This is a genomic window from Jannaschia sp. W003, from assembly GCF_025144335.1.
In the GTDB taxonomy this organism is placed as follows: Bacteria; Pseudomonadota; Alphaproteobacteria; order Rhodobacterales; family Rhodobacteraceae; genus Jannaschia.
On sequence record NZ_CP083539.1, the window covers coordinates 2,914,831 to 2,941,277 of the forward strand.

A 26,447-nucleotide genomic window follows, 5' to 3' on the forward strand; every position below is an offset into this window, starting at 1 on the left:
ACCGCGGGGTCCAGACCCCGCACTATCGGCAGGCACCCGCGCCCCGCATCCTCGCCCCATGATCCGGGAGGACGCACCATGACCATCACCCTCAACACCCTCGACGGCGGGACCGCGGCGATCGGAGACGACGCGGTCGACGCCCTCGCCGCTACCTTGCGCGGCGCCGTGCTGCGCCCCGGCGAGGCCGGCTACGACGCGGCCCGCGCGCTGTGGAACGGGATGTTCGACCCCAGGCCGGGGCTCGTGATCCGCGCCTTGGGCACCGCCGACATCCGGACGGCCGTGCGCTTCGCCCGCGACGGCGACCTGCGCATCGCCGTGCGCGGCGGCGGCCACCAGATCGCGGGGCTGGCCTGCGAGGAGGGCTCGCTCCTGCTCGACCTGTCGCAGATGCGCTCGGTCCACGTCGACTCCGAGCGGCGCGTGGTCCAGTGCGACCCCGGCGCCCTGCTGGGCGACCTCGACCGCGAGACCCAGCTCTATGGCCTTGCCGTGCCGACAGGCATCAACTCCACCACCGGCGTCGCCGGCCTCACGCTCGGCGGCGGCTTCGGCTGGATCACCCGCAAGCACGGCCTGACGGTGGACAACCTGCTCGCCGTGGACATCGTCACCGCCGACGGCCGGCTCCTGCGCGCCAGCGAGCGCGAGAACCCCGACCTCTTCTGGGCGGTCCGCGGCGGCGGCGGCAACTTCGGCGTGGTCACCTCGTTCGAGTTCCGCGCCCACCCTGTCGGTCCCGAGGTCCTGTCGGGCCTCGTGGTCCATCCAATCGCGGATGCGCCGAACCTCCTGCGCGCCGTGCGCCGCATCTGCGGCGAGGCCCCCGACGAGCTGACCGTCTGGTCGGTGATGCGCGGGGCCCCGCCCCTGCCCTTCCTGCCCGAGGCATGGCATGGCCGCCCGGTGCTGATCCTCGCCGCCTGCTACGCCGGCGACATGCGCGAGGGCGAGGCGGCCATGCGCGCGCTCCGCAACCTCGGCGACCCCGTCGCCGACGTGATCGCGCCCCACCCCTTCGCGGGCTGGCAGGCGGCCTTCGATCCGCTGCTGACGCCGGGCGCGCGGAACTACTGGAAGAGCCACGACTTCACCGACCTCTCGGACGGTGCCATCGACGCCATCCTCGGCGCGGTGGACCATCTGCCCGACCCGGCCTGCGAGATCTTCATCGCCCACGTGGGCGGCGCCATGGCCCGCGTCGCCCCGGACGCCACCGCCTTCCCGCAGCGAAACGCGCACTTCACCATGAACGTCCACACCCGCTGGGAGGACCCGGCCAAGGACAAGGCCTGCTTGCGGTGGGCCCGCGACCTCTACGCCGCGACGGCCCCCTTCTCGGCGGGCAGCGTCTACGTGAACTTCGTGCCCGGCGACGAGCCCGGCCGGCTCGCCGAGGCCTACGGCGCGAACATGGAGCGCCTGCGCGCCGTGAAGGCCCGCTACGACCCGCACAACCTCTTCCGCGTGAACCACAACATCGAGCCCGCGCGCGAAGCGGTCGCGGCGCAGTAGGGGGCGGCCCGGCGTCTGCACGGGGGGCGTACGGGGGGTGCACGGGGGGCGCCCTCCGCACGGGCGCACCCTCAACACTGATTTCGCGGCGACGGTGCCCCCAGAGAGACTCGAACTCCCGACCCCCTGATTACAAATCAGGTGCTCTACCAGCTGAGCTATAGGGGCGCCGGAGCATCCCTAGCGCCCTCCGCGCGGGCGAGCAACAGCACCGCCACCAGCCCCACCGCCGTGATCACGAGGGCGGCCGGGGCGGCCTGCTCCAGCCGCTCCAGGGAGGCCTGGTCGTGCACGCGGGTGGCCAGGGTGTCGAAGCCGAAGGGCCTGAGCAGCAGCGTCGCGGGCAGCTCCTTGGTCACGTCCACGAACACCAGGAGCGCCGCCACCAGCACCGAGCGCCGCATGAGCGGCAGGTGGACCGCGCGCAGCGTCGCGCCCGGCCCCCGCCCCAGCGAGCGCGCCGCCATCGGCAACGCCGGCGGGATGCGCCCTAGGGCGGCGTCCACCGATCCTTGCGCGATCGCGAAGAACCGCACCGCGTAGGCATAGACCAATGCCGCCGCCGACCCCGTCAGGATCAGTCCCGGATCCCACCCCGTCAGGGCCAGAACGCCGTCCGCCACCCGGTTGTCGAAGGCTGCCAGCGGCACCAGCACGCCCAGTCCCAGCACCGCCCCGGGCGCCGCGTAGCCCACCATGGTGACGGGCAGGAGCGCGCGCGGCAGGGCCCGTCCGGTCATGCGAACGCCGTGCACCATGAACACCGCCAGCGCCGTGGTGACGACCGCGGCGGCCGCCGCCACGCCCACGGTGTTGCCGAGCGCCTCGAGCAGCCCCGGCGCCAGCCAGCCCGAGCCCAGCGCGTGCCAGCCCATCACCGCGACCGGGAACGCGAAGCCGAGCGCCACGGGCACGGCGCAGGCGACGGTGGCGGCCCAGGCGGCGGCCCCCTCAAGCGCCATCGGCACCGGGGGCCGCTGCGCGCGCGCGGTCTGCCAGAAGCGGCGGCGGCGGCGCGAGACCCGCTCCACGAGGGCCAGGAGCGCCACGGCGACCAGGATCACGCAGGCGATCTGCGCCGCCCCGCCCGCGTTGCCCGCCTGCAGCCACAGCGTGAAGATGCCCGTGGTGAGGGTCTGCACGCCGAAGTAGCTGACCACGCCGAAGTCGTTCGCCGTCTCCATCATCACCACGGCCACGCCCGCCGCCACCGCCGGGCGCGCGAGCGGCAGCCCGACGCGCGCGAAGCGCCGCCACGGCCCCGCCCCGAGCGCGCGCGCCACCTCGAGCCCCGCGCCGGACTGCTCCGCGAAGGCCGCGCGCGCCATGAGGTAGACGTAAGGGTAGAGCGCGAAGCCCAGCACCAGCACCGCCGCCCCGCGCGAGCGTACCGGCGGGAACCAGTAGTCGCGGGCATCGACCCAGCCGAACGCCGCCCGCATCGCGGTCTGCACGGGGCCGGCGTAGTCCAGGAAGTCCACGAGCGCGTAGGCCGACACGTAGGCCGGCACGCCGAGGGGCAGCAGCAGCGCCCAGGCCAGCGCGCCCCGCCCCGGAAAGCGGTGCATCGCCACCAGCCACGCGCAGCCCGTGCCCACCGCGGCGGCCAGCGCGCCGGTGCCGGCCATCAGCAGCACGGTGTTGCCCGCGTAGCGCGGCAGCGTGGTGGCGACGAGGTGGGGCCAGGGGTTCTCAGTGGGGAACAGCGCCATGGCCGCGACCGCCAGGATCGGGACGAGCACCAAGGCCGCGACGACGACCGCGCCCACCGACCACGGATCGGGCCAGGGCACCGCCACGCCGCGTATCTGAGCCTTTCCGTCGGACATGGCGGCGGGGGCTAGGTCATTGCCCGCCGCCTGTCCAGCGGGCTATGCGTCGCCGGCGCGGTGGGAGGCCCGCACACAGGGGAAGGAGACACATGCAGATCGCCATCCATCTCGGGGCGCACCGCACCGACGGGGACCTGATCCTCGAGACGCTGCAGCGCAACGAGGGCATCCTGTCCGGCCACCGCGTCGCCGTGCCGCCGCCGCGCCGCGCCCGCCCCGCGATCCGCCGCGCCGCGCAGGCGGCCGGGGGCGGCGGTTTCTCCTCCGAGGCGCAGGACGAGCTGCTGGTCGAGATGCTGGGCGAGGCCGCGGACCCGCGGCGGCTGGTGCTGAGCTACGAGGCGTTCCTCGGGATCTACGCGAAGGTGCTCGATGGGGGGCGGCTCTACGGCGACGCGGGCGCCCGCGCGCGCCTCCTGCGCGACCTCTTCCCGGACCACGAGCCGGCGTTCTTCCTGGCGATCCGCAACCCCGCCACCTTCGTGCCCGCGGTGTTCGAGGCGTCCACTGTGGGCACCCTCGCGGAGTTCACGGGCGGCCACGACCTCGGGGGGCTGCGCTGGACCGACGTGGTCCGCTCCATCCGCGCCGCCTGTCCCGACGTGCCGCTGACGGTCTGGTGCAACGAGGACCTGCCCCTCCTGCTGCCCACGGTGCTTGAGGCGGTGTCGGGCGTCGAGGAGCGGCTCGACGGCGACGACGCGGTCCTGGAGCGGGTGATGACGGAGCCGGGGCTGCGGCGCCTGCGCACCTACCTGCGCGACAACCCGCCCGGCACGCGCTCCACCTGGCGCAAGGTGGTGACGGCGTTCCTGGGCAAGTACGCGGACCCGGAGGTGGTGGAGCCCCCGATCACCACCGCGGGCTGGACCGACGCGCTGGTGGCGCAGCTCACGGCGACCTACGAGGACGACGTGCGGGCGCTACAGGAGCTGCCGGGCATCACCTTCCTGCGTCCCTGACGGGGACCGCGCGCCGCGCGGAATGCGGAGAGGGGGCGCCCCCCCCGCCCCGTCAGCGCATGCCAAGCGCTTCCTTGTACATGTCGAGGATGGCCTCCTCCTCGGCGATGTCGTCGGGCTCGCGCTTGCGCAGGGAGATGACCTTGCGCATCACCTTGGTGTCGTAGCCCCGGCCCTTGGCCTCGGCGTAGACCTCCTTGATCGCCTCGGCGATGTCGGTCTTCTCCTGCTCGAGGCGCTCCACGCGCTCGATGAACTGCTTCAGCTCGTCGGCCGTGACGCCGTAGGCGTCGGGATCGGTCGCGGTCTCGCTCACGGGGGCTCTCCCTCTCTTGCTCTTGCCTGCCTGGAGCGGGCGGGTTAGCGCCCGCCCGCGCCGGACGCAACTCGGAGGGAACGGTGGAGCTGATCGTCTGGGGCGGGGCCCTCCTCACGCTGCTCGGCCTCGCCGGGCTGGTCTACTGCATGGCCGTGGCCGCGCGTGCCCGGCGCGAGGGTGCCGCGGGCCCGGACATGGAGCGGCGCCTCCGGCGGCTGGTGGCGGTGAACCTCACGGCGCTCGCGCTCTCCACCCTGGGGCTGATGGCGGTGATCGTCGGCCTCGCCCTCGGATGAGGCGCGACGTCCCTTGCGAAATTGCAACGGCGGCTTGACGATGGCACGGGCGCGCCCCATGCATGGGTGTGGCGCGGGGGAGCGCGCCGCGGATACTCCGGAGAGGAATCGAATGGATCAGGACGTTCTTGAGGGTCGCCGGATCCTCGTGGTGGAGGACGAATTCCTGATCGCGCTGAGCCTTCGCAGCCAGTTCGAGTCCCTCGGCGCGCATGTCGCCGTGGCCGCCTCCGTGGCCGAGGGCCTCGCGCAGGCAGACGACGCCCACGACGCCGCCGTGCTGGACGTGCGCCTGCCCGACGGCGACGTGTTCCCGGTGGCCGAGGCGCTGGCCCGGCGCGGCGTGCCGCTGGTGTTCCACAGCGGCCACGCGGACGGCAACGAGCTGGAGCGCAGCTTTCCCGGCGCGATGGCCCTGTCGAAGCCCGCCTGCCAGGTCGCGCTCGCGGCCTCGGTGCGCGCCGTGATCGACGCGCCGCGGGGGGCCGCTCAGGCGCCGGGCACCTCGGGCGGCTCGGCCTCGCCGCGGTCGTAGCGCTCCCAGCCCTCGCCGCGGAACAGGTCCACGCCGAGCTGCGCGGCCACGTCGGCGAGGTCCACCATCACCCAGTTGTCCTGGATGCGCCCGTCCTGGACCTTCCAGAAGTCCATGTAGCGGATCGTGACGCGCTTGCCGGTGGCCGGGATGCCGAACAGCGGGCCCCGGTGCGTGGCCTCCTGGCGCCCGAAGGCGGCCGCCCACTCGCCCATGTAGAGCCGCGCCTCGTCGATGCAGACCTTGTCGCCGAAGGCCGCCTGGAAGGGCCGCTGCCAGTTGCGCTGGAACTCGGCCAGCCCGGTCTTGGTGCCGCAGCCGCGGTTGCCCATCCAGCGGAAGGTCTCGGCGAAGAACTCGCCCATGTCGGCGATGCGGTGGTCGTTCAGCCCGTCGACCATGCCCTCGATGACGCGACGCGTCTCCGCGGTCTTCGACATGTCGGTGTCGCGGGTCAGCTCGGCCTGCGGGGGGCGCGATCCCTTCATCGGGTGTCCTCTTCGATGATGCGGGCGCCCCGCCATCCGATCATGATCGAGGGCGCGTTGGTGTTGGCGGAGGTGATGCGCGGCATCACCGAGGCGTCGGCGACCCAAAGGCCCTCCACGCCCCGCACCCGCAGGCGCGGGTCGCAGACGTCGCCCAGCGCGCAGGTGCCGACCGGGTGATAGGCGGTGCCGGCGCGGGCGTCGATGTGGGCGTCGAGCGCGGCGTCGTCCTCGGCCTCCGGGCCGGGGCAGACTTCGGGCGCGCGGCGGCGGCCGAAGGGGGCCGTGGCGAGGAGGCGGCGCAGGGCGCGGAGGCCCGCGCGCAGCGTCTTGCGGTCGGCGGGGTCCGTGAGGAGGCCGAGGTCGATCACCGGGGCGCCGGCGGCGTCGAGCGTTAGGCGCCCGCGCGAGCGGGGCCGCATCACGCAGACATCCGCATAATATCCGGCGCCCCAGCCGATCGCGCGGGCGCCGTGCCCGACGCGGCAGGGCAGGAAGTGCACCTGCACCTCGGGCGGGCCGCCGGGGCGCAGCGGGAGGAAGGCACCTGCTTCCACGGTGTTCGAGGCGAGCGGACCGCGCCCCCGGAGCATCCAGTCGAAGGGGGCCGCCGCCCACAGGGGCATCTGCGCGAGCGTCAGCCCCCGCCCCGAGCCCGGTCCCTCGTGATGCACCATCACGCCCGGGTGGTCGTGCAGGTTGCGCCCCACCCCCGGCCCGCCCAGCCCCGCGCGCAGCAGCAGCGTCGGCGAGCCGATCGCGCCCGCGCAGAGCACCACGCCCGCGCGGGCGCCGATCCGCCGCCCGTCCGCGAGCCTCACCCCGGTGGCGCGGCCGTGGGAGACCAGGATCTCGGCGACCTCGGCGTTCGCGACCACGCGGGCGGGCGATCCGGCGAGGAAGGCCCGCACCGGCGAGCGGCGGCGTCCCCGCTCCATGTTCACCCGGAACGGCCCCGACGAGACCCGCTCGGGGTCGGGCGGCGCGCCGTGGACCCCGGCGAGCGCGCGGCCCAGGGGGTGGGGGTCGGGCAGCGGGCCGGGGCGCATCTCGCGCTCCACGGCCTCGAAGGCGGGAGCGACGTCGTCCCACCCCCAGCCCGGCCCCCAGGCGTCGTAGTCGTCGCGCCGGCCCCGGAACCAGACCATGGAGTTGATCGAGGCCGAGCCGCCCAGCATCCGCCCGCGCGGGATCGCGATCCTCCGGCCCCCCAAGGCGGTTTGGGGCGCGGAGCGGTAGCGCCAGTCGCGGCGCGAGCCCATCAGCCAGACCAGCCCGAACGGCATCGACACCAGCGGGTGCCGGTCCCCCGGCCCCGCCTCCAGCAGCACCACGTCGCGCGTGCGCGAGAGTTGACCGGCCAGGGTCGCGCCCGCCGCGCCGCCGCCGACCACGAGGATGTCGTGGGTCTCCATCCGTGCTTCCCCCGTGCCGCACTCGGGTGCGAGGGTAGCGGCGCCGCTCGCCGCGTCCATGCCGGAGACCGCATGCCCGAGATCCGCTCGCCCCACCCCGCCCGCTGCCATTGCGGCGCCGTGCGCCTGCGAGTGCGCCTCCTGGACGGCTTGCGCTCGGCGCGGCGGTGCAACTGCTCGCTGTGCCGGATGCGCGGCGCGGTCGCGGTGTCGGCGCCGCTGGACGGGGTGGAGGTGGTGGCGGGCGCCGAGCACCTGCGCCTCTACCAGTTCGGCACCCACGTGGCCGAGCACTGGTTCTGTGGCCTCTGCGGCATCTACACCCACCACCGCCGCCGCTCGAACCCGAGTGAGCTGGGCGTGAACGTTGCCGTGCTGGAGGGGGTGTCGCCGTTCGACTTCGCCGCGGTCGAGGTGATGGAGGGCGGGCGCCACCCCTCGGACGGCGGCGGCGGCGTGGCGGGGGTGCTGCGCTACGAGGCGACCCCGCCGGCCACGCCCCGGCCTTGAGCCGGAGCCTCCGTCGGACGTCGCACTGCCACTGCGGAGTGAAGCGCCGAGGGCGGCCAGAGATCCCGGGTCAGGCCCGGGACGCGTCGGCCTTGCCCGCCCCCTACCCCGGCACCTCGATCTCGCCGCGCAGATACGTCACCGCCTCGGCGCGCAGCATCACGGCGTCCGCCTCGACCCGGCACACCGCCCATCCGACGCGAGCCGAGATCTGCCGCGCGGCCAGCACGTCGCGCCCCAGCCGCCCGGCCCAGAACGGGGCGAGCAGGCAGTGCGCCGACCCGGTGAACGGATCCTCGTCGATGCCGGCGGCGGGCGCGAAATAGCGGCTCACGAAGTCCCCGTCCCGTTCCGCCGGCGCGGTGCAGATCACGCCGCGCGACGCCTGTCCTCCGCCGAGAACCTTCAGCGCCCGAAAGTCCGGCGCCAGCGCCGCCACCTCCGCCTCCGTGCCGAACACCGCCACCTCGTCCCATTCGTCGGCGGCGTAGTGCCCGCGCAGCACCTCGCGCGGCGCGGCGCCGAGCGCTGCGGCCAGCCCCTCGGGCGCCGCTACCGGGGCTACCGCGATGCGCGGCAGGCGCATCAGCAGCGCGTCCCCGTCGCGGCGCACCACCAGCGTGCCCGCCTTGCGGGTGCGGAACCGCGCCTCCTCCAGCGCGGGGTCGGCCAGCACCACGTGGGCCGAGGCGAGCGTGGCGTGACCGCACAGCGCGACCTCCACCGCGGGCGTGAACCAGCGCAGGTCGCGCTCAGCCCCCTGCCCCCGCAGGAACGCGGTCTCGGCGAGGTTGTTCTCGGCGGCGATGGCCAGGAGCGTGGCGTCGGGCAGCCACGCGTCCATCTCCACCACGGCGGCCGGGTTGCCGGTGAAGGGGCCGCGCGCGAACGCATCCACCTGCGCGATGGGCAGCCTCACGCCAGCCGCTCGCCCGTGGCGGCGTCGAAGAAGTGGCAGATCGCGGCCGGCACGTGGGCGGCGAAGGGCGCCTTGATCGCGGCCCGGAACTCCTTGGCCGCCTTCACCGCCACCAGCCCGCCGCCCGCGCGCACCGTGACCATAGTGGAATCGCCCAGGAGCTCCATGGAGTAGACCGGCGCCGCCAGCTCCCCCGCGCCGGTCTCCGAGACGCTCGCGTCCTCGGCGCGGAAGCCGCAGATCACCGGCCCCTCGGGCGCCGCGACGCCCGCGATCTCGGCGCCCGCGCAGCGGAACGTGCCGCCCTCCACCACGCCCTCTATGAGGTTCATGGCCGGCGAGCCGATGAAGCCCGCCACGAAGGTGTTGGCGGGGCGGTCGTAGATGGCGGTGGGCGTGCCCACCTGCTGCACGACGCCCGCGCGCATCACCACCACCCGGTCGGCGAGCGTCATGGCCTCGATCTGGTCGTGGGTCACGTAGATCGTGGTGACCTGCAGCTCGTGGGAGAGGTTCTTGATCTGGGCGCGCGTCGAGACCCGCAGCTTGGCGTCGAGGTTCGACAGCGGCTCGTCCATCAGGAACACCTGCGGCGTGCGCACGATGGCGCGCGCCAGCGCCACCCGCTGGCGCTGCCCGCCCGAGAGCGCGGCGGGCTTGCGGTGGAGGAAGTCGTCGAGCTCGACCATCGCGGAGGCCCGGCGCACGCGCTCGTCGTGCTCGGCCTTGGGCACCTTCCGCACCTTCAGCGGAAACCGGATGTTCTCGTAGACCGTGAGGTTCGGGTAGAGCCCGTAGCTCTGGAACACCATCGCGATGTCGCGGTCCTTGGGGTCGAGGTCGTTGACCCGACGGTCGCCGATCACGATGTCGCCCGAGCTCGGCTCCTCCAGCCCCGCGATCATGCGCATGGTGGTGGTCTTGCCGCAGCCCGACGGGCCGAGGAGGACCAGGAACTCGCGGTCGGCGATGTCGAGGTCGAACTCGTGCACACCCACGAAGTCGCCCCAGCGTTTCGTGACGCCCTTAAGCTGGATCCCGGCCATCGCGTCCCCCTGTGCTCCGGCGAGACTAGACAGGCCCCGCGGCCGGCGGCAAGCGTGTTGCATGCGTATGCAAGGGGGCGGCATGGACGAGGCGGAGCGGCGGGCGGCGCGCGATGCGCTGGAGGCCCTCGCGGGGGGCGACCTCGGCGTGCTGGCCCCCGACGTGGCGATCGACGCGAGCCACCCGTGGGGACGACTGCGGGGCGATCCGGCCCCTTGGGAGGCGCTGCGCCGCGCCCTGCCCGACCTCGAGCGCCGCGACGCGATCTTCCTCGCAGGCGCCAACGCCCCCGACGCGCGCTGGACCGACCTGCGCCCTTCGCGCCTCGTCGCCTGCCTCGGCTCCTACGTCGGCACCTTCCGCGAGCCCCTCGCCGGCATCCCGCCCACGGGCGGCGTGGCGGCGCTGGACTACGGCGAGGCCCACTGGATCGAGGGCGGCCGGGTGCGCGCCTCGTGGCTGGTGTGGGACTTGGCGGGGCTGATGATCCGCACCGGCGCGTGGCCGATGGCCGCGCCGCTGGGCGCGCCGGGCTTCTGGCCCGCGCCGCGAACGCAGGACGGGCTGCGGATGGCGCCCGCGCCCGGCGAGGACGGCGCCGCGCTGGTGGAGGTGTTGGCGATGCACCGGGGGCTGGACACCTTCCGAGGCCGGGACGTCGCCGAGATCGACATGGGCCACTGGGCCGACGGGTTCACCTACTGGGCGGGCGGCGCGATCGGGGCCGCGCGCGGGGTCGAGGGCTTCCGCGCGCACCACCAGATCCCCTACCGCCGCGCCTTTCCGGGGGCCGAGGGGCTGGGACACTTCGTGCGCCTCTCGGACGGGCCCTATGCCGCCACCGGCGGCGACGTCGGGCTGCGGCACACCGGGGGCGAGTATCTCGGCATCGCCGCGACCGGGCGATCGCTCCGTTTCCGGGTCATGGACTTCTACCGCATGGACGCGGCGGAACGCATCGCCGAGAACTGGCTGCCCAACGACACGCTGGGGCTGATGGCGCAGATGGGCGTGGACGTGCTGGCGCGCCTCGCCCACCGGAGGGGCGCGCCGCGCCGCACGCTCTAGACGCGGGTCCAGCCGAGGCCGAGCCGCACCACCTCGGGTACCATGGCGCCGTAGCGCCGCCCCTGCTCGGGGTTGGACGCGTTGCCCGCCGCGGCCCGCGCGCCCACGCCCGCCAGGATCGCCGCCAGCCGGAAGGCGGCGAGCGCGAGCCACGGCGTCAGGTCCGGCGCCTCGATGCCCCGCCGCCGGGCGTAGCGCGCAACGTGCTCGGCGTCCGAGGGCAGGCCCGCCGCGGCGCGGTCCACGCCGCTGAGGCCCCTGAGCGGCGAGTCGTGCGGCAGGTTCCACTGCATGACCTGATAGGCGAGGTCGGCCAGCGGGTGGCCCAGCGTCGACAGCTCCCAGTCGAGCACGGCGGCGATCCGGGGGGCGTCGGGGGCGAAGATCATGTTGTCGAGCCGCCAGTCGCCGTGCACCAGCGCGGGCGCCGCCTCCTCGGGGGCCTGCGCCGCCAGCCAGTCGCCCAGTGCGGTCATGGCGCCGTCGGGTTCGGCCACCGAGGCCGCGTACTGCTTCGACCAGAGCGCGGTCTGGCGCGCGAAGTAGCCCTCGGCCCGGCCGTAGTCGCCCAGGCCCACCGCCTCGGGGTCGATCGCGTGGAGCGCCGCCAGCGTGTCGGCGGTGGCGCCGAGGATCGCCGTGCGGTCCGCCTCCCCGGGCAGGGCCGGGTCCCAGAAGATGCGGCCCTCGACGTGCTCCATGACGTAGAACGCCCGGCCGAGCGGCCCGCCCTCCTCGTCGAGCAGGAGCGCGCGGGGCACGGGCACGTCCGTCCCCTCGAGCGCGCGCAAAACGCGGAACTCACGGTCCACGGCGTGGGCGCGGGGCAGCAGCGTGCCGGGGGGCTTGGCGCGCAGCACCAGCGCGCCGCCCTCGGAGTCGAGGCGCCAGGTAGGGTTCGACTGCCCGGTGCCGAAGCGCTCGGCGCCGCGGATGCGGCGGTCGAGGCGGGCCGAGAGCCATTCGAGGATTCGGGTGTCCATGGGGCAGGGTTGCGTGCGCCCGCGCCGGCCGCAAGAGTGCGCGCGACAGGGAGGACATCCATGAACCTTGGACCGAGCGAGCGGGGCGCCGCGATCCGCGACGCAGTGCGGCGGATGGTGCGCGAGCGGATCGCGCCGCTCGACGCCGAGTTTCACCGCGAGACGGGCGCCGCCGGGGATCGCTGGAAGCACTCGCACCGCCAGACCGAGATCCTCGAGAGTTTGAAGGCCGAGGCGCGCGAGTTGGGGCTGTGGAACCTCTGGCGCACCCACCTGCCCGGCGGCCCCGGCATCAACACCGTGGACTACGGGCTGATCGCCGAGGAGATGGGACGCTCCTGGCTCGCGCCCGAGGTGTTCAACTGCAACGCCCCCGACACCGGCAACATGGAGGTGTTCGCCCGCTACGGCACCGAGGAGATGCAGGAGCGGTGGCTCGGCCCCCTCATGGAGGGGCGCATCCGCTCGGCCTACCTGATGACCGAGCCGGACGTGGCCTCCTCGGACGCCACCAACATCGCGATGCGCTGCGAGCCGGACGGCGACGGCTGGGTGCTCAACGGCGAGAAGTGGTGGTCCACGGGCGCGGGCGACCCGCGCTGCGCGGTGCACATCGTGATGTGCGTGACCGACCCGGACGGCCCCCGCCACGGGCGCCATTCCATGGTCGTGGTCCCGCGCGAGACGCCGGGCGTGGAGATCCTGCGCGGGCTGACCGTGTTCGGCGACGACGAGGCGCCGCACGGCCACATGCATATCCGCTACACGGACGTGCGGGTGCCCGGCGAGGCGATGCTGCTCGGGCCGGGGCGCGGCTTCGAGATCGCGCAAGGCCGGCTCGGGCCGGGACGCATCCACCATTGCATGCGGGCGATCGGCATGGCCGAGAAGGCGCTGGCGCTCGCCGTGGCGCGAGGCCGCGAGCGGCGGGCCTTCGGCTCGGACCTCCTGTCCTTGGGAGGCAACGCCGAGCGCATCGCCGAGGCCCGCATCCAGATCGACGCCGCCCGCCTCTCCACCTTGCGCGCGGCGTGGGAGATGGACGAGGCCGAGCGCCGCACCGGCGCCATGAAGGCCGCCGCGCCCTACATCTCGGCCGCCAAGGTGCTGGTGCCGCGCGTGGCGCTGGAGGTCTGCGACATGGCGATCCAGCTCCACGGCGGGGCGGGCGTGTGCCAGGACACGGAGCTGGCGCGCCTCTGGGGGCACCTGCGGACGCTGCGGCTGGTGGACGGGCCGGACGCGGTGCACCAGCGGACGGTGTTCCGGGCGGAGGTTCCGCGGGGCTGACGGCGCCGGGGCGCTGCCCCGGACCCCGGAGTATTTACGCCAGGATGAATGGGCGTTCACCGCGCCTTAATCTTTCGTGCTCATCGTCCGACCTGCGGCACAGGCTGGAGAGCCGATGGCCGTCCAGGGTGAAGCCTCGCTTCATCGGCCCCGGTCCGCCGTGCAGCGGATCGGGGGCCTTCTTCACTTTGGCAAAAATACTCCGCGGGGGTCCGGGGGCGCGAAGCCCCCGGGGCTAACCGTAGTGCGCCACTGGCGTCCCCGCGAGCGCGGCCATGTTCAAGAGCCCCCGCGCCGTGATCGAGGGCGTCACGATGTGGGCCTTGTTGCCCATGCCCATCAGCACCGGCCCCACCTCCAGCCCGCCCGCGCGCATCTTCAGCACGTTGCGCGTGGCGCCCGCCGCGTCCGTGGACGCGAAGACCAGCACGTTGGCCGGCCCCTCGATCCGGCTCTCGTCGAGGAAGCGCGCGCGCAGCTCGGGGTCGAGGGCGGCGTCGAGGTTCATCTCGCCCTCGTAGCGGAAGTCCACGGACTGCGCGTCGAGCAGCGCCATCGCCGCGCGCATCGAGCGGCCCGAGGGCGAGTCGAGGTTGCCGAACTGCGAGCCCGAGCACAGCGCCACCTGCGGCTCGATCCCGAAGCGGCGCACGTGGCGGGCCGAGGCCACCACGGTCTCGGCCACCTGCTCGGGCGTCGGCTCCTGATGGACGTGGGTGTCGGCGATGAAGAGCGGCCCCTGGTCCTGCAGCATCACCGACAGCGCGCCCACCGGGTGCAGCCCGTCGCGGCCTAGCACATCGGTCACGTAGCGCAGGTGCCACAGGAACTGGCCGAAGGTGCCGCAGATCATCGAGTCCGCCTCGCCCCGCGCCACCATCACCGCGGCGATCGCCGTCGAGTTGGTGCGCATGACGGCGCGCGCAAGGTCGCGCGCCACGCCGCGGCGGGCCATGAGGGCGTGGTAGGTCTCGTAGTAGTCGCGGTAGCGCGGATCGCTCTCGGGGTTCACGATCTCGACGTTGGCGCCGGGCTCCAGGATCAGGCCCGCGCGCGCGGCGCGGGTGGCGATGACGTCCGGCCGGCCGATCAGGATGGGGACGTCCGTGGTCTCCTCCATGATCGCCTGCGCCGCGCGCAGGACGCGCTCGTCCTCGCCTTCCGCGAACACGATCCTGCGCTGGGCCTGGGCGGCGGCCTCGAACACGGGGCGCATCACGAAGGCGGAGCGGAACACCGACTGGTCGAGCCGGCGCTTGTAGGCGGCCACGTCCTCGACGGGGCGCGCGGCCACGCCCGACTCCATCGCCGCCTTCGCCACCGCCGAGGCTACCACGCCCATGAGGCGGGGGTCGAAGGGCTTCGGGATCAGGTAGTCCGGCCCGAAGGTCAGCTGCTCGCCCTGGTAGGCGGCGGCGGCCTCGGCGGAGGTAGTGGCGCGGGCGAGCGCGGCGATGCCCTCCACGCAGCCCACCTTCATGGCCTCGTTGATCTCGGTCGCGCCCACGTCGAGGGCGCCGCGGAAGATGAACGGGAAGCACAGCACGTTGTTGACCTGGTTCGGGAAGTCCGACCGGCCCGTGGCGATGATGGCATCGGGCGCAGCGCGGCGCGCGTCTACGGGGTCGATCTCGGGGCGCGGGTTGGCGAGCGCGAAGATGATGGGCCGGGGCGCCATCTGCGCCACCAGGGCTTCCGACAGCACGCCCGGCCCCGACAGCCCGAGGAAGAGGTCCGCCCCCTCGATCACGTCGCCCAGCTGCCGCGGCCCGCCGGGCTGGGCATAAGCCGCCTTCTTGGGGTTCATCTCGACCTCGCGCCCCTCGTGGACGAGGCCATGGAGGTCGCACAGCCAGACGTTCTCGCGGCGCACGCCCAAGGTGAGCAGCATGTCGAGGCAGGCCAATCCGGCCGCCCCGCCGCCCGTGGAGACGACCTTGATGTCCTCCCACCGGCGGTCCGTCAGGCGCAGGGCGTTCAGCGCCGCCGCGCCCACCACGATGGCGGTGCCGTGCTGGTCGTCGTGGAACACGGGGATGCCCATGCGCTCGCGGCAGATGCGCTCCACCTCGAAGCAGTCGGGCGCCTTGATGTCCTCGAGGTTGATCGCCCCGAAGGTCGGCTCCAGGGCGCAGACGATTGCGGCCAGCTTCTCGGGGTCGCGCTCGTCCACCTCGATGTCGAAGCAGTCGATGCCGGCGAATTTCTTGAAGAGCACCGCCTTGCCCTCCATCACCGGCTTCGAGGCCAGTGCACCGATGTCGCCGAGGCCAAGGACGGCGGTGCCGTTCGAGACCACGGCGACCAGGTTGCCCCGCGCCGTGTAGTCGCGTGCCGCCCCCGGATCGTCGCGGATCGCGAGCGAGGCATCGGCCACGCCGGGCGAGTAGGCGCGCGCGAGGTCGCGGCCGTTCTCCAGCGGCTTGGTGGCGCGGATCTCCAGCTTTCCGGGCTTCGGGAAGCGGTGGTAGTCCAGCGCCGCCTGGCGCGCCCCGTCGTCATCGCTCATGCCGCTCTCCCTTTCCCTGCGGTTTGAGGCAGGGACGCGGGGGCGGTCAACCGGCGCCGTGCGGGGCGGTCAGATCATCCGGCGGGACTCGGCAATACACAGGGCGATCTGCGCGCCCGTGGCCGTCAGCCCGCTGCGGGCCCGGAAGTCGCCCGGGTTGCGGAAGAACGCCGCCGCGCCGCGCCTCACCTCCGTGTCCGAGGCGCGGAAGCTCTCGGCGAGGTACCAGGCGGAGATCTCGGACTCGGTCATGTCGAGCGTGGCCGCGTGGGCCTCAGCCCAGCCGTCGGGGCAGATCGAGCCCTGCCAGCCCGACGCGAGCGCCACCTCGCGCAGCTGCTCGGTGCTCGGCGCGGTGAAGGTGCGCAGGCCTTCCGGCAGGCTGACGCCCAGCCCGAGGGCCAGCGCCACGAGCCCCGCGGCCATGGCCGCGCACTCGCGGCGGTTGCGCGGCGCGAGGTGCCGGACGCACAGCGTGCAGAGGCGGGCAATGGTGGATCGGGGCGATTGCGGCATGTTCACGGCGACTTGGGGCATTTGAGGCAGAGTTGGACCAACATCGTGGCAGGATCATGGCAGCCGATGCGGCCTGCGTCCACGGATTCGGTCCCTCCGCACCCGGTCCACCGCCACCGTTTCCCCCGCGCGCCCTTCCGTCGCCCGGCTCGCCGTGACACGGAGATGCCATGCCGCTCTGGGTCGCCGCCACGCTGTTCGCCGCCACGGTGCAGGCGCTGCGCTTCTTCCTCCAGCGGCGCCTGAGCCTGCGCGGCGCGGGGCCCGCCGCGGCCACCTTCGCGCGCTTCCTCTACGCCCCCCTCGCGCTCGGCGCCGGGCTCGCCGTGTTCCACGCGCGCGGCGGCGCCCTGCCCGCGACGGGCGCGGGCTTCTGGCCCTACGCCGCCGCGGGGGGCGTGGCGCAGATTCTGGCGACGATGTGCGTGGTGGCGTTGTTCTCGCGGCGCAACTTCGCGGTGGGCATGGCCTTCTCGAAGACCACCGTGCTGATGACGCTGGCGGTGGGCTTCGCGCTCCTCGGCGAGCTGCCCTCGGCCCCGGCGATCGCCGCGATGGCGGTGGGCGTGGGCGGCGTGGTGCTCCTGTCGGTGCCGGCGGGCGTGGCGTGGCGCGAGGCGGCGCGCAGCCCGGCCGTGCTCTACGGCCTCGGCTCGGGCGCGTTCTTCGCCGTATCCGGCGTGTCCTACCGGGGCGCCTCGCTTGCCGTGGAGGCGGCCGAGCCGCTGCTGCGCGCCGCCGTCACGCTGTTCTTCGTGACCCTCCTGCAGACTGCGCTGCTTGCGGTGTGGCTGCTCTGGCGCGACCGCGAGGGCCTCCTGCGGGTGCTGCGCGACTGGCGCATCACGCTCGCGATCGGGGCCACCTCAATGCTGGGCTCGCTGGGCTGGTTCACCGCCTACACTCTGGAGCAGGCGGCCCTCGTGAACGCGGTGGGCCAGGTGGAGCTGCTGCTCTCGCTCGGCATTTCGTGGATCGCGCTGGGCGAGCGCAGCACCCCGCGCGAGCTGGCCGGCGTGGCGCTGGTGGGCGGCTCGGTGGCGGCGCTGCTGCTGATCTAGGCGTCCATGACGCCCAAGCGGCGGAAGGCGCTGGTCTCGCCGCGGTTGTCGAAGAACGGCACGCCCGGCGCCGCGCGGCCCTCGCGGATCGCGGCGACCTCGGCGAGCACCACCTCGGTGATGAACGGCATGTCGAGCGCCCGCGCCTCGCGCAAGGGCACCCAGTGGAGATGCGCCAGCTCGTCCTCGGCGGCGCCGAAGTCGTCGGGATCGGTGGCGAGGCTGCCGGCATCGGCGAGGAAGAAGCGTGCGTCGAAGCGGCGGGGGCGGCCTGGCGGGGTGATCGCGCGGAACACGAAGCGCAGGGCGCCCGCGTCCGGAAGGAGGCCCGCGAAGCCCGGCCAGGCGCAGCCCGGCCCGTCGCCGTTCCAGGGCCGCGCGACCACCTGCCCCGTCTCTTCGGCCAGCTCGCGCAGCCCAGCCGCGGCGACGGCCTCGGGCGCGGTCCCGGCCCGGTCGGTGAGGGCGCCGCGGCAGGCTTCCGCGAGCGGCCGGGCGAAGCGCGCCTCCGCGTCGCCCGGCTCGGTCGCGCCGCCGGGGAACACGTACTTGGAGGGCATGAACGCCGCCGAGGCCCCGCGCTGGCCCATCAGCACCGCGGGGCCGTCCGGCCCCTCGCGCAGCAGGATCACGGTCGCGGCGTCGCGGATCGTGGTCATGCCTCGTAGGGCTCCGCCTCGGCGCCGCGGTCGAAGCCGCCCATGCGGTTGGCCCACTGCACGGCCACGATCACGCCCTTGAGGCGCGGCAGGAACCACAGCGACATGGCCACCGAGAGCGCCGAGAACGCCGTGATGAACCACAGCGGCGACGGCTCCCACTGCACGTAGGCCCACAGCATCAGCGGGCCGACCACGTGGCCCACGATCAGCAGCGTCAGGTAGGGCGGGCCGTCGTCGGCGCGGTGGTGGTGCAGCGCCTCGCCGCATTCCGGGCATTCGTCGCGGACCTTCAGGTAGCCCCGCATCATCGCCCCCTCGCCGCAGCGCGGGCAGCGGCGGCGCCAGCCGCGCCAGAGGGACTGGCCCAGCGGGCGGTCGGAGGGGGCGTCGGTGTCGGACGGATGGGTCATGGCGCGAGGCTACCTCCGGTCGGTGTCCCCCACCAGCGCGGGGCGGGCGAAAAAGTTGCGAAGGACAGCGACGGAACAGCGCGGGCCCGGCGTGAGAGGGGCATCGAACGGCCTACGACGGGCCCCGAATTTGGAGACGACCCCATGCGATTCACTCACCGCGTCCTCACCGTCGCCCTGCTGTCCGGCGCCGCGGCGCTGAGCCTCTCGACCCTCGATGCCGAGGCCCAGGGCCGCCGCGGCGCGATGCCCGAGTTCTCCGCGATCGACGCCGACGGCGACGGCGCGATCACCCAAGCCGAGATGGAGGCGTTCCGCGCCGCCCGCCTGGCCGAGATGGACGCCGACGGCGACGGCCGCGTCACCAACGCCGAGCGCGGCGCCGCCCGCGACGCCGCCATCGCCGAGCGCTTCGCCGCGGCCGACGCGGACGGCAACGGCAGCCTCTCGGCCGAGGAGCTGGCCTCGATGGGCAGCGAGCGCGTTGCCGAGCGGGCCACCCGGCTCATCGAGCGGGCAGACACCGATGGCGACGGCGCGCTCTCGGCCGAGGAGCTGGCGGACGCCCGCCCCGACCGCGGACGCGGCGGCGGCAAGGGCGACGGACGCCGGGGCGGCGGGCGCGACGGCGGCGGCCGGGACGGCGCCGCGTTCGAGCGGCTCGACGCCGACGGCGACGGACGCGTCACCGAGTCGGAGTGGACCGACCGTGGCGCGCGCCGCTAAGGAAGCCGGGGGCGGCACCGCCGCCCCCACGCACCCGGGGGGCGGATGCCGGATCACAGGCACGATGAAGCGGCGCTGCTCGCACGGGCCGCTGCGGGCGACGCGGCGGCTGCGGCCGAGCTCGTGGACCGGCTCGGCCCGCGCCTCCTGGCGTTCACGATGCGCATGACCGGCGGCGACCGCGCCGCGGCCGAGGACATCGTGCAGGAGGCGTTCCTTCGGCTCTGGCGCCATGCCGGGCGGTGGGACGCGGACGGCACCGCCGGCCTGGGCACCTGGCTCGGGCGCGTGGCCTCGAACCTCGCCGTGGACCGCGCGCGCCGCCTGCGCCGCGAGGCTCCACTCGAGGCCGCGCCCGAGGCGCCCGATCCCGCGCCCTCGGCGCTGGCGGGACTGGAGCGGGCCGAGCGCGAGGACGCCCTGCGCGGCGCGCTGGCCGCCCTGCCCGAGCGCCAGCGCCACGCGGTGGTGCTGCGGCACGTGGAGGGCTACGCCAACCCCGAGATCGGGGCCATGATGGGAATCGGCGTCGAGGCCGTGGAGAGCCTCGTCGCCAGGGGCAAGCGGCGCCTCGCCGCGCTGCTCGCCCCGCGCAAGGAGGAGCTGGGTCACGATGACGGATGATCGCTCGATCGACGACGCGCTGGCCGCGCTGGGCACCGACGAGGTGCCGCTCGGCGCCGCGTTCCGGGCCCGCCTCCTGGAGGACGCCGCCCGGGAGACCGCGCCCGCGCCTGCGCCGCGCCGCCGGTGGCACCTCGCCCTGCCCGAGCTCATGGGCCTCGCCGGCCTGCCCTTGGCGGCGGCCTGCGGCCTTGCGATCGGCCTCGCCAACCCCTCGCTGGTGCTGGCCCCCACGCCCTGGGCCGAGACCGCGGAGGCCACGGCGGCCGACGACGGCACCCTGCTCCTGGCGGACGTGTTCGCCGGGTGGGACCCGCTTGCGGAGGACGCGCAATGAGGCGGCGGTGGAAGTGGGTCCTGGCGATCTCGCTCGCCCTGAACCTCCTGGTCGCGAGCGCGCTCGTCGGAGCATGGCTCGCGCCGGGGCGCGGTGGGCCGGACGGGCCGCGGGGTTCGCGCGGGGGGCCGCCCGAGATCGGCGCCCTCGCACGCGGGCTGGATGCCGAAGCGCGCGAGGCGCTGCGCGACGCGCTGCGCGGAGACGGGCCGGTCGGCGAGGCGCGGGGGCGGATCGCGCGGGGCGAACTTGCGGTGCTCGCCGCGCTCCGGGCCGAGCCCTTCGACGCCGCCGCCTTCCGCGCCGCCCTGGACGCGCGCCAGTCGCTGCAGGGGGCGCTCGCGACGCGCGGCTTCGAGCGGCTCGCCGAGGTGGTGGCGGTGATGGACCCCGAGCGCCGCGCCGCCTACGCCGACCGCGTCGAGGCCGCCCTGTCGCGCCGCCAGCCCCGCTAGGGGGCCGCGTTCACCCTCCGGCGAGCGCCACGCTGATGCGGTCCCGCCCTTCGGCCTTCGCCGCGTAGAGCGCACGGTCCACCCGCTCCAGCGCGCGCTCCGGAGCCGGGCCCGGACCCGAGACGGTGGTGACCCCGAGCGAGACCGTCACCGCGAGGCGCCGCCCGTCGCCGAGGCGCACCGAGGTGGAGGCCACCGCCCGCCGCAGCCGCTCGGCCACGCCGTGGGCCTGCTCCAGCGAGACGTCGGGCAGCACGGCGAGGAACTCCTCGCCGCCGATCCGGCAAAGGAGGTCCTCGGCGCGCAGCTGCTCGCGCAGCGCGCCGGCGACGGCGGCCAGCACCTCGTCGCCGCGGGGATGGCCGTAGGTGTCGTTCACGGCCTTGAAGTGGTCGATGTCCAGCAGGATCACCCCGGCCGACCCCTCGGGCCCTCGGCACCGCGTCGCGACGCGGTCGAGATGGTGCAGCCCGTAGCGCCGGTTGTAGAGCCCCGTGAGTGGATCGATCACCGCCATCCGCAGCCCCTCCTCGAGCGAGGCCCGCATCCGGTCGGCGCGCCGCTTGCGCGCGATCTGCGTGCGCAGGCGCATGGACAGCTCGGCCGGGACCACGGGCCGGTGCGCCACGTCCGCGGCGCCGAGGTCGAGCGCGGTCGCGGCCCGTTCCGTGTCGCAGCAGGGCAGCACGATCACGCAGGCCGCGCGGCGGGTCGCGTGGCGCGAGCGCAGCTCCGACATGAGGCGCAGCCCCTCGCCGCGCCCGCCGAGGTCGGCATCCACCACGAACACGTCCGGAACCGCGTCGCCGTGCAGCGCCAGCGCTCCGTCGCGGTCCATGGCGAGGGGTGCGCCGTCGAAGCCGGGGGCGAGCGCGTCCACGAGATCCCCCGCCTCGTCCGTGTCGTGGCAGAGCACCGCGATCCGTCCCGGCGTGCGCCGGATCGCCAGGACCTTGTCCTCGCACGGATGGGCGAAGGCCTCCGGCGCCTCGGCCAGCCCCCCGCCGGCGGTGCCCCCCATGGCGAGGGGCGCCGGCGGATCGAAGCCGAACTCGGCGCCGAGCCAGGGGCCGCCGCGCTCGCCGAACTCCCGCTCCTCCTCCTGCGAGCGCAGGAGCGAGCGGACGCGGGCCAGCAGCGCCACCTCGTCCACGGGACGGGCGAGGAACTCGTCGGCGCCGGCCTCGAGCCCGTCGAGGCGCGAGGCCTCGTCGTTCACGGCGGTGATCAGGATCACCGGCACGGCGGCAGTGGCGGGATCGGCGCGGAGACGGCGGCAGACCTCGGCCCCGGAGACACCGGGCATCAGCACGTCCATGATGATCACGTCCACGCCGCCCGCGCGGGCGATCCGCAGCGCCTCCTCGCCGTCGGAGGCGAGCACCACGTCGTAGCGCGCCGCCGCGAGCTTGACCTTCATCACGATGCGGTTCGTCGCGACGTCGTCGACGATGAGGATTCTGCCCGACATGGCGAAGTCTCCCGGGTGGCGCGGGCCCGTTATACCATGCGAGACGGTTAAGAAATCGTAACCGACTCGCGAAGGGGGGAACGTCATGATCGCGCGAGATCGTGCGGAGGTTGTGGCGATCGGGGCGCTCGGCTGGCTCGCCGGCGAGGAGCTGCTCGACGCGTTCTCCCACAGCACCGGCATCGGCACGAACGAGATGGGCGCGCGGGCCGAGGACCCGGAGTTCCTCGGGGCCGTGCTCGACTTCGTGCTCGGGCGCGACGACTGGGTGATCGGCGCCGCCGCCGCCCAGGACCTGCCCCCCGAGGCGCTGCTGGAAGCGCGCGCCGCGCTGCCGGGGGGCGACCAGCACCACTGGACATGAGAGGGGGCGCCGCCCGGCGCCCCCTCCCCTCGCGATCATGCGCCGATCACTCCTCGGCGAACCACCATACGTCGGGCTGGAAGCCGATCCAGTCGCCGTAGATCGGCAGCCGGTCCTCGCGGAAGCGGAAGTCGGCGTCGTGGGCGATGTAGCTGATCGGGTTGTGCCAGGCCGGGATCACGTAGCGGCCTGCCGTCAGCACGCGGTCCAGCGCCTTCACGGCCGCGAGGTAGTCCTCGCGCGTCTCGGACTGGAGCATGGCGTCGACCATCGCCTCGATGACCGGGTCGTCCGTGCCCATCATGTTGCGCGAGCCCGGCGTCTCCACGCCGTCCGCGCCCCAGTAGAGCCGCTGCTCGGTGCCCGGCGACAGCGACAGGCCCCAGGAGTACCAGGTCATGTCGAAGTCGTAGTCCGTCAGCCGCTCCTTGTACTGTGCGCTGTCGGCGGTGGCGACGGTGGGCTCGATGCCGATGCGCTCCAGCGCCTCGGTGTAGATGTCGACCACGGACTGGACCTCGCTCGATCCTTGGCTGAGCAGGATCTCGAAGGTCACCACCGCGCCGTCCGGGTCGCGCAGGCGGCCGCCGTCGCCGATGGTGTAGCCGGCCTCCTCGAGCAGCTTCGTGGCGCGGCGCAGGCCGCCGCGGTCCGAGGCCTCGCCCGCGGACGCGGGCAGCTCGTAGCCCTCGAGCGTGCCAGGCAGGAGCTGGTCGGCGTAGGGCTCGAGCAATTCGGCCACGCGGCCCGAGGCCGGCCCCGCCTCCATTCCGAGCGGCGAGTTCGAGAAGTAGGACGTGATGCGCGGGTTGGCCCCGTCGTTGAGCACGCCGTTGATGTACTCGAAGTTGAACGCCTCGATCAGCGCTTGGCGCACGCGCCAGTCGTCGAACGGCGCGCGGCGGGTGTTCATCACGAGACCGGTCATGCCCGAGGGACGCTGGTGCGGGATCTCGGACAGCACCACGTCGCCGCGCTGCACCGCCGGGAAGTCGTAGTCGCGCGCCCACTTCGCCGCGTTCGTCTCGCGCATGGTGGTCAGCTCGCCGGCCTTGAACGCCTCGAAATGGGCGGTGGCGTCGCCGAAGAACTCCATGCGGATGGTGTCCACATTGTCCGTGCCGCGGCGGAACGGCAGGTCCGCGCCCCAGTAGTCCTCGTCGCGGCTGAGCTCCACGTAGCGGCCCGCGTCGACGTCGGTGATCTCGTAGGGCGCCGAGGCGATCGGCCATTCGGTGGTGCCGGACTTGAAGAACGCCTCCTCGCGGCCCTCCCACTGGGCCTTCTTCATGATAGGGCGCAGGCCGAGCGTCATCAGGAGCTCCCGGTCCGGCGCGTCGATCTCGAAGCGCACGCCGCGCTCGCCCACCGGCTCCACGGCGGTGACGCGGTCGAAGGCCGAGCGGTAGCGGCCGTTCGCCCCCTCCTGCCCGAGGATGTTCCAGGACCAGATCACGTCGTCCACGGTGATCGGCGTGCCGTCCGAGAACCGCGCGTCGGGGTTGAGCGTGAAGGTGATCGCGGTGGCGTCCTCGTCCACCTCCACCGCCTCGGCCAGCACCCCGTAGAGCGTGAACGGCTCGTCGTAGGAGCGGCCCAGGAGGCTCTCGTAGGCGATGAAGCGCAGCTGCCAGGGCACGCGGCCCGCGAGGATGTGGGGATTGAGGCTGTCGAAGCTGCCCACCTGCCCGTCCGCGAAGCGCCCGCCCTTCGGCGCATCGGGGTTGACGTGGGGAAGGTGCGCGTAATCCGCAGGCAATGCCGGCTCGCCATAGAGGGCGATTCCGTGACTGTCGGCGAGCGCCCCTCCCGCGAGCGCCGCGCCCAGCGCCGCACCCCTCAGCAGATGATTGAACATGTTCGGGTTTCCCTGCTCTTTGTTTCCTGCCGCCGACCCTATCCGTCGCAAAAATGCCTTGCAAAACTTTTGCTTGGACTTCGTGACGTGAACGTCTATACCTCTAGGCACTGCTCGATAGGTTTCTTGCCTGTATGAAACCTGCCTCAATGACTTAGCGCCGGCCTTGTGCCGGCGTTTTTTTTGGCTTTACAGCCAGTTGCATGGGCAGCGGCAGAACTTTTCCCCGAACCGGCGCTCCGGTCGCAGCGCTTCGGATACGCGTCCCGAGGGGGGAGGTACCGGAAACGAATCGCCCCATGCGCGACTCCCGTCAACTGCTCGGTTGCTTGGAAGTCGCGTGACGCTACGGCACTCTTCATCGGGACGGGTCCGCAGAAAATGGGGTGAACTCATGCTGCGGATGCGAGATAGCAATGCGGATTCAACTGCCATTCCCTTCCGAGGATCTCCGCCATGACCGAACACGCCGCGCTCCGGGGCAAGACCGCCATCGTCACCGGGTCCAACTCCGGCATCGGGCTGGGCATCGCCCGCAGCTTCGCCGCCGCCGGGCTCGACGTCGTGCTGAACTCCTTCACCGACACCGACGAGGACCATGCGCTGGCCGAGAGCCTCGCCTCCGAAACCGGGGCGAGAGTGCGCTACATCCAGGCCGACCTGTCGAAGGCCGAGGACGCCCGCGCGCTGGTCGAGAAGGCGGGCCGCTGCGACGTGCTGGTGAACAACGCCGGCATCCAGCACGTGGCCGGCATCGAGGACTTCCCCACCGCGAAGTGGGACGCGATCATCGCGATCAACATGAGTTCGGCCTTCCACACCGCCGCCGTGGCCGTGCCGATGATGCGCGAGGCCGGCTGGGGCCGGGTCCTCAACGTGGCCTCGGCCCACGGGCTGACCGCCTCGCCGTTCAAGTCCGCCTACGTGGCCGCAAAGCACGGCGTGGTCGGCCTGACCAAGGTGATCGCGCTGGAGACCGCCGAGGAGCCGATCACCGCCAACGCCATCTGCCCGGGCTACGTGATGACCCCGCTGGTCGAGAGCCAGATCCCGGACACCATGAAGAAGTACGGCATGGACCGCGACACGGCGGTGCGCGAGGTGCTGCTCGCCCGCCAGCCGTCCAAGGAGTTCGCCACCACCGACCAGCTCGGCGGGACCGCCCTGTTCCTGTGCTCCGAGCACGCCGCCCAGATCACCGGCACCACGATCAGCGTCGACGGCGGCTGGACGGCGCTTTGAGCCGCCCCTCCGTCAACCTCGCCCTCCAGGGCGGCGGCGCCCACGGTGCCTTCACCTGGGGGGTGCTCGACCGCCTCCTGCGGGACGATGGCGTGGACGTCGCCGCGATCTCCGGCACCTCCGCGGGGGCGCTGAACGGCGCGGCGATGAAGGCCGGCCTCGCCCGCGGCTCGCGCGAGGCGGCGCGCGAGAACCTCGACTGGCTCTGGGGCGAGGTCGGCGCGCTGCGCGACGAGCGCCTCGCCCCTTGGCTGGAGGCCTTCTCTCCGCTCGCGGTGTCCTACGCCATCGAGGGCTCGCCTGGCTACCAGTGGTTCGACATGGTCTCGCGCGGGATCTCGCCCTACGCCACGCCGGCCGCGGGCGAGCACGCCCTGCGCCGTCTCGTGGAGCGCCTGCGCTTCGAGGACGTCTGCGCCGCCGATCGCGGCCCCCGCCTCTTCGTCGGGGCGACCAACGTGCGGACCGGCAAGATCCGCCTCTTCACGGGCGCCGAGATCACCCCCGAAGCCATCCTCGCATCGGCCTGCCTGCCCACGCTGTTTCCGGCCGTGGAGATCGGCGGCGAGCACTACTGGGACGGCGGCTACACCGGCAACCCGGCGCTGTTCCCGCTGTTCGAGCCCGACCTGCCGCGCGACGTGCTGATCGTGAACATCAACCCGCTGGAGCGTCCCGAGCTGCCCGTCACCGCGCGCGACATCCAGAACCGCATCAACGAGATCAGCTTCAACACCTCGCTCCTGCGCGAGCTGCGCGCCATCGCCTTCGTGCAGCGCCTCGTGCGCGCGGGCACCGTGCCGGCGGGCGCCATGAAGGACGTGCTGGTGCACATGATCGCCGACGATCCCCTGATGCGCCAGCTCTCGGTGGCGACGAAGGTGGTGCCCTCCGCGGTGGTGATCCACCAGCTGCGCGCCGCGGGCGAGCGGGCGGCGGACGCCTTCCTGTCCGAGAACGGGGACAGCATCGGGCAGGCCTCCACCGTGGACCTCGCGGCGATGTTCGCTTGACCGGAACCCCCCGTTCC

Annotated in this window: 28 protein-coding genes and 1 tRNA gene; 15 read left to right on the top strand and 14 right to left on the bottom strand. The window is 73.6% G+C overall.

Annotated features, from left to right (window positions below):
* The first annotated feature begins 78 nt into the window (after positions 1 to 78).
* A complete protein-coding gene (locus K3554_RS14385; protein ID WP_259941431.1) occupies positions 79 to 1,518 on the top strand; it encodes an FAD-binding oxidoreductase in 1,440 nt (479 codons plus the stop codon).
* Positions 1,519 to 1,613: 95 nt separating this feature from the next.
* Here K3554_RS14385 and K3554_RS14390 read toward each other — a convergent pair.
* A tRNA-Thr gene (locus K3554_RS14390) sits at positions 1,614 to 1,686 on the bottom strand.
* The gene (locus K3554_RS14395) at positions 1,677 to 3,347 is read right to left on the bottom strand and encodes an iron ABC transporter permease (protein ID WP_259941434.1); all 1,671 of its coding nucleotides are present in this window, start codon (positions 3,345 to 3,347) and stop codon (positions 1,677 to 1,679) included. The genes K3554_RS14390 and K3554_RS14395 overlap by 10 nt, the downstream gene beginning before the upstream one ends.
* Positions 3,348 to 3,439: 92 nt before the next feature.
* On the opposite strand from K3554_RS14395, the gene K3554_RS14400 reads away from it, so the two are divergent.
* The gene (locus K3554_RS14400) at positions 3,440 to 4,312 is read left to right on the top strand and encodes a hypothetical protein (protein ID WP_259941437.1); all 873 of its coding nucleotides are present in this window, start codon (positions 3,440 to 3,442) and stop codon (positions 4,310 to 4,312) included.
* Between the two features lie 52 nt (positions 4,313 to 4,364).
* On the opposite strand, the gene K3554_RS14405 is transcribed toward K3554_RS14400, so the two are convergent.
* Positions 4,365 to 4,628 (bottom strand): DUF2312 domain-containing protein, encoded by a 264-nt coding sequence (locus tag K3554_RS14405; RefSeq protein ID WP_259941438.1) that lies wholly within the window; start codon positions 4,626 to 4,628, stop codon positions 4,365 to 4,367.
* Between the two features lie 83 nt (positions 4,629 to 4,711).
* Between K3554_RS14405 and K3554_RS14410 the strand changes: the two genes are divergently transcribed.
* Positions 4,712 to 4,927: a hypothetical protein gene (locus K3554_RS14410; RefSeq protein WP_259941440.1), complete on the top strand. Its 216-nt coding sequence runs from the start codon at positions 4,712 to 4,714 to the stop codon at positions 4,925 to 4,927.
* A 112-nt stretch (positions 4,928 to 5,039) separates the two neighbouring features.
* Positions 5,040 to 5,462: a response regulator gene (locus tag K3554_RS14415; protein ID WP_259941442.1), complete on the top strand. Its 423-nt coding sequence runs from the start codon at positions 5,040 to 5,042 to the stop codon at positions 5,460 to 5,462.
* Here the strand turns inward: K3554_RS14415 and K3554_RS14420 are convergent.
* Positions 5,417 to 5,950, bottom strand: a complete 534-nt coding sequence (locus K3554_RS14420) for an ester cyclase (protein WP_259941445.1) — start codon at positions 5,948 to 5,950, stop codon at positions 5,417 to 5,419. The two genes, K3554_RS14415 and K3554_RS14420, sit on opposite strands and share 46 nt — an antisense overlap.
* Positions 5,947 to 7,365, bottom strand: coding sequence for a GMC family oxidoreductase (locus K3554_RS14425; RefSeq protein ID WP_259941448.1), 1,419 nt, complete (start codon positions 7,363 to 7,365; stop codon positions 5,947 to 5,949). Before K3554_RS14425 ends, K3554_RS14420 begins: the two co-directional genes overlap by 4 nt.
* Before the next feature lie 72 nt (positions 7,366 to 7,437).
* Here K3554_RS14425 and K3554_RS14430 point away from each other — a divergent pair, with 72 nt between their 5' ends.
* Positions 7,438 to 7,875 (top strand): GFA family protein, encoded by a 438-nt coding sequence (locus tag K3554_RS14430; protein WP_259941450.1) that lies wholly within the window; start codon positions 7,438 to 7,440, stop codon positions 7,873 to 7,875.
* Between the two features lie 103 nt (positions 7,876 to 7,978).
* Here K3554_RS14430 and K3554_RS14435 read toward each other — a convergent pair whose 3' ends face one another.
* Both K3554_RS14435 and K3554_RS14440 read right to left on the bottom strand, forming a co-directional pair.
* Positions 7,979 to 8,794 (bottom strand): PhzF family phenazine biosynthesis protein, encoded by an 816-nt coding sequence (locus K3554_RS14435; protein WP_259941453.1) that lies wholly within the window; start codon positions 8,792 to 8,794, stop codon positions 7,979 to 7,981.
* Entirely contained in the window at positions 8,791 to 9,840 is a 1,050-nt protein-coding gene (locus K3554_RS14440; protein ID WP_259941456.1) for an ABC transporter ATP-binding protein, read from the bottom strand. Before K3554_RS14440 ends, K3554_RS14435 begins: the two co-directional genes overlap by 4 nt.
* A 61-nt stretch (positions 9,841 to 9,901) precedes the next feature.
* Here K3554_RS14440 and K3554_RS14445 point away from each other — a divergent pair, with 61 nt between their 5' ends.
* The gene (locus tag K3554_RS14445) at positions 9,902 to 10,909 is read left to right on the top strand and encodes an ester cyclase (protein ID WP_259941459.1); all 1,008 of its coding nucleotides are present in this window, start codon (positions 9,902 to 9,904) and stop codon (positions 10,907 to 10,909) included.
* Here the strand turns inward: K3554_RS14445 and K3554_RS14450 are convergent.
* On the bottom strand, positions 10,906 to 11,892 hold the full coding sequence (locus K3554_RS14450; RefSeq protein ID WP_259941462.1) for a phosphotransferase family protein: 987 nt from the start codon (positions 11,890 to 11,892) through the stop codon (positions 10,906 to 10,908). The two genes, K3554_RS14445 and K3554_RS14450, sit on opposite strands and share 4 nt — an antisense overlap.
* Positions 11,893 to 11,952: 60 nt before the next feature.
* Here K3554_RS14450 and K3554_RS14455 point away from each other — a divergent pair, with 60 nt between their 5' ends.
* Complete coding sequence (locus K3554_RS14455) at positions 11,953 to 13,182, top strand: acyl-CoA dehydrogenase family protein (RefSeq protein WP_259941464.1); 1,230 nt, start codon at positions 11,953 to 11,955, stop codon at positions 13,180 to 13,182.
* Positions 13,183 to 13,417: 235 nt separating this feature from the next.
* Here the strand turns inward: K3554_RS14455 and K3554_RS14460 are convergent, their stop codons facing one another.
* Together K3554_RS14460 and K3554_RS14465 are read right to left on the bottom strand one after the other, a co-directional pair.
* Positions 13,418 to 15,691, bottom strand: coding sequence for an NADP-dependent malic enzyme (locus K3554_RS14460; RefSeq protein ID WP_259941467.1), 2,274 nt, complete (start codon positions 15,689 to 15,691; stop codon positions 13,418 to 13,420).
* 69 nt (positions 15,692 to 15,760) lie between these two features.
* Positions 15,761 to 16,228, bottom strand: coding sequence for a hypothetical protein (locus K3554_RS14465; RefSeq protein WP_259941468.1), 468 nt, complete (start codon positions 16,226 to 16,228; stop codon positions 15,761 to 15,763).
* Between the two features lie 149 nt (positions 16,229 to 16,377).
* On the opposite strand from K3554_RS14465, the gene K3554_RS14470 reads away from it, so the two are divergent.
* Positions 16,378 to 17,268, top strand: coding sequence for a DMT family transporter (locus tag K3554_RS14470; RefSeq protein ID WP_259941470.1), 891 nt, complete (start codon positions 16,378 to 16,380; stop codon positions 17,266 to 17,268).
* Here K3554_RS14470 and K3554_RS14475 read toward each other — a convergent pair.
* Positions 17,265 to 17,927: an NUDIX hydrolase gene (locus K3554_RS14475; protein WP_259941472.1), complete on the bottom strand. Its 663-nt coding sequence runs from the start codon at positions 17,925 to 17,927 to the stop codon at positions 17,265 to 17,267. The genes K3554_RS14470 and K3554_RS14475 overlap by 4 nt on opposite strands.
* Positions 17,924 to 18,340: a DUF983 domain-containing protein gene (locus tag K3554_RS14480; RefSeq protein ID WP_259941475.1), complete on the bottom strand. Its 417-nt coding sequence runs from the start codon at positions 18,338 to 18,340 to the stop codon at positions 17,924 to 17,926. Before K3554_RS14480 ends, K3554_RS14475 begins: the two co-directional genes overlap by 4 nt.
* Positions 18,341 to 18,484: 144 nt before the next feature.
* On the opposite strand from K3554_RS14480, the gene K3554_RS14485 reads away from it, so the two are divergent.
* Genes K3554_RS14485 through K3554_RS14500 form a run of 4 tightly spaced genes read left to right on the top strand, consistent with a single transcriptional unit; the run spans position 18,485 to position 20,482 of the window.
* On the top strand, positions 18,485 to 19,066 hold the full coding sequence (locus K3554_RS14485) for an EF-hand domain-containing protein (protein WP_259941477.1): 582 nt from the start codon (positions 18,485 to 18,487) through the stop codon (positions 19,064 to 19,066).
* A 45-nt stretch (positions 19,067 to 19,111) separates the two neighbouring features.
* Positions 19,112 to 19,690: a sigma-70 family RNA polymerase sigma factor gene (locus K3554_RS14490; protein ID WP_259941479.1), complete on the top strand. Its 579-nt coding sequence runs from the start codon at positions 19,112 to 19,114 to the stop codon at positions 19,688 to 19,690.
* Positions 19,680 to 20,027 (top strand): hypothetical protein, encoded by a 348-nt coding sequence (locus tag K3554_RS14495; protein ID WP_259941481.1) that lies wholly within the window; start codon positions 19,680 to 19,682, stop codon positions 20,025 to 20,027. Before K3554_RS14490 ends, K3554_RS14495 begins: the two co-directional genes overlap by 11 nt.
* Entirely contained in the window at positions 20,024 to 20,482 is a 459-nt protein-coding gene (locus tag K3554_RS14500) for a periplasmic heavy metal sensor (protein WP_259941482.1), read from the top strand. Before K3554_RS14495 ends, K3554_RS14500 begins: the two co-directional genes overlap by 4 nt.
* Before the next feature lie 10 nt (positions 20,483 to 20,492).
* On the opposite strand, the gene K3554_RS14505 is transcribed toward K3554_RS14500, so the two are convergent.
* On the bottom strand, positions 20,493 to 21,953 hold the full coding sequence (locus tag K3554_RS14505; RefSeq protein WP_259941484.1) for a diguanylate cyclase: 1,461 nt from the start codon (positions 21,951 to 21,953) through the stop codon (positions 20,493 to 20,495).
* An 85-nt stretch (positions 21,954 to 22,038) separates the two neighbouring features.
* On the opposite strand from K3554_RS14505, the gene K3554_RS14510 reads away from it, so the two are divergent.
* Positions 22,039 to 22,317 carry a DUF3572 domain-containing protein gene (locus K3554_RS14510; RefSeq protein ID WP_259941486.1) on the top strand — a complete coding sequence of 93 codons (279 nt, stop codon included), beginning with the start codon at positions 22,039 to 22,041 and terminating at the stop codon, positions 22,315 to 22,317.
* A gap of 46 nt (positions 22,318 to 22,363) precedes the next feature.
* On the opposite strand, the gene K3554_RS14515 is transcribed toward K3554_RS14510, so the two are convergent.
* Positions 22,364 to 24,175: an extracellular solute-binding protein gene (locus K3554_RS14515; RefSeq protein WP_259941488.1), complete on the bottom strand. Its 1,812-nt coding sequence runs from the start codon at positions 24,173 to 24,175 to the stop codon at positions 22,364 to 22,366.
* Between the two features lie 456 nt (positions 24,176 to 24,631).
* On the opposite strand from K3554_RS14515, the gene K3554_RS14520 reads away from it, so the two are divergent.
* Both K3554_RS14520 and K3554_RS14525 read left to right on the top strand, forming a co-directional pair.
* Entirely contained in the window at positions 24,632 to 25,417 is a 786-nt protein-coding gene (locus K3554_RS14520; RefSeq protein ID WP_259941489.1) for a 3-hydroxybutyrate dehydrogenase, read from the top strand.
* Entirely contained in the window at positions 25,414 to 26,430 is a 1,017-nt protein-coding gene (locus tag K3554_RS14525; RefSeq protein WP_259941492.1) for a patatin-like phospholipase family protein, read from the top strand. Before K3554_RS14520 ends, K3554_RS14525 begins: the two co-directional genes overlap by 4 nt.
* Positions 26,431 to 26,447: the final 17 nt, after the last annotated feature.

Excerpts from the sequence above, each read along its gene's own strand:
- K3554_RS14385 (WP_259941431.1), top strand. The coding sequence starts at position 79 with ATGACCATCACCCTCAACACCCTCGACGGCGGGACCGCGGCGATCGGA.
- K3554_RS14460 (WP_259941467.1), bottom strand. The coding sequence starts at position 15,691 with ATGAGCGATGACGACGGGGCGCGCCAGGCGGCGCTGGACTACCACCGC.
- K3554_RS14470 (WP_259941470.1), top strand. The coding sequence starts at position 16,378 with ATGCCGCTCTGGGTCGCCGCCACGCTGTTCGCCGCCACGGTGCAGGCG.
- K3554_RS14475 (WP_259941472.1), bottom strand. The coding sequence starts at position 17,927 with ATGACCACGATCCGCGACGCCGCGACCGTGATCCTGCTGCGCGAGGGG.
- K3554_RS14510 (WP_259941486.1), top strand. The coding sequence starts at position 22,039 with ATGATCGCGCGAGATCGTGCGGAGGTTGTGGCGATCGGGGCGCTCGGC.
- K3554_RS14495 (WP_259941481.1), top strand. The coding sequence starts at position 19,680 with ATGACGGATGATCGCTCGATCGACGACGCGCTGGCCGCGCTGGGCACC.
- K3554_RS14505 (WP_259941484.1), bottom strand. The coding sequence starts at position 21,953 with ATGTCGGGCAGAATCCTCATCGTCGACGACGTCGCGACGAACCGCATC.
- K3554_RS14490 (WP_259941479.1), top strand. The coding sequence starts at position 19,112 with ATGCCGGATCACAGGCACGATGAAGCGGCGCTGCTCGCACGGGCCGCT.
- K3554_RS14455 (WP_259941464.1), top strand. The coding sequence starts at position 11,953 with ATGAACCTTGGACCGAGCGAGCGGGGCGCCGCGATCCGCGACGCAGTG.
- K3554_RS14500 (WP_259941482.1), top strand. The coding sequence starts at position 20,024 with ATGAGGCGGCGGTGGAAGTGGGTCCTGGCGATCTCGCTCGCCCTGAAC.
- K3554_RS14480 (WP_259941475.1), bottom strand. The coding sequence starts at position 18,340 with ATGACCCATCCGTCCGACACCGACGCCCCCTCCGACCGCCCGCTGGGC.
- K3554_RS14465 (WP_259941468.1), bottom strand. The coding sequence starts at position 16,228 with ATGCCCCAAGTCGCCGTGAACATGCCGCAATCGCCCCGATCCACCATT.
- K3554_RS14425 (WP_259941448.1), bottom strand. The coding sequence starts at position 7,365 with ATGGAGACCCACGACATCCTCGTGGTCGGCGGCGGCGCGGCGGGCGCG.
- K3554_RS14520 (WP_259941489.1), top strand. The coding sequence starts at position 24,632 with ATGACCGAACACGCCGCGCTCCGGGGCAAGACCGCCATCGTCACCGGG.
- K3554_RS14400 (WP_259941437.1), top strand. The coding sequence starts at position 3,440 with ATGCAGATCGCCATCCATCTCGGGGCGCACCGCACCGACGGGGACCTG.
- K3554_RS14440 (WP_259941456.1), bottom strand. The coding sequence starts at position 9,840 with ATGGCCGGGATCCAGCTTAAGGGCGTCACGAAACGCTGGGGCGACTTC.
- K3554_RS14395 (WP_259941434.1), bottom strand. The coding sequence starts at position 3,347 with ATGTCCGACGGAAAGGCTCAGATACGCGGCGTGGCGGTGCCCTGGCCC.
- K3554_RS14450 (WP_259941462.1), bottom strand. The coding sequence starts at position 11,892 with ATGGACACCCGAATCCTCGAATGGCTCTCGGCCCGCCTCGACCGCCGC.
- K3554_RS14515 (WP_259941488.1), bottom strand. The coding sequence starts at position 24,175 with ATGTTCAATCATCTGCTGAGGGGTGCGGCGCTGGGCGCGGCGCTCGCG.
- K3554_RS14430 (WP_259941450.1), top strand. The coding sequence starts at position 7,438 with ATGCCCGAGATCCGCTCGCCCCACCCCGCCCGCTGCCATTGCGGCGCC.
- K3554_RS14420 (WP_259941445.1), bottom strand. The coding sequence starts at position 5,950 with ATGAAGGGATCGCGCCCCCCGCAGGCCGAGCTGACCCGCGACACCGAC.
- K3554_RS14485 (WP_259941477.1), top strand. The coding sequence starts at position 18,485 with ATGCGATTCACTCACCGCGTCCTCACCGTCGCCCTGCTGTCCGGCGCC.
- K3554_RS14415 (WP_259941442.1), top strand. The coding sequence starts at position 5,040 with ATGGATCAGGACGTTCTTGAGGGTCGCCGGATCCTCGTGGTGGAGGAC.
- K3554_RS14445 (WP_259941459.1), top strand. The coding sequence starts at position 9,902 with ATGCGTATGCAAGGGGGCGGCATGGACGAGGCGGAGCGGCGGGCGGCG.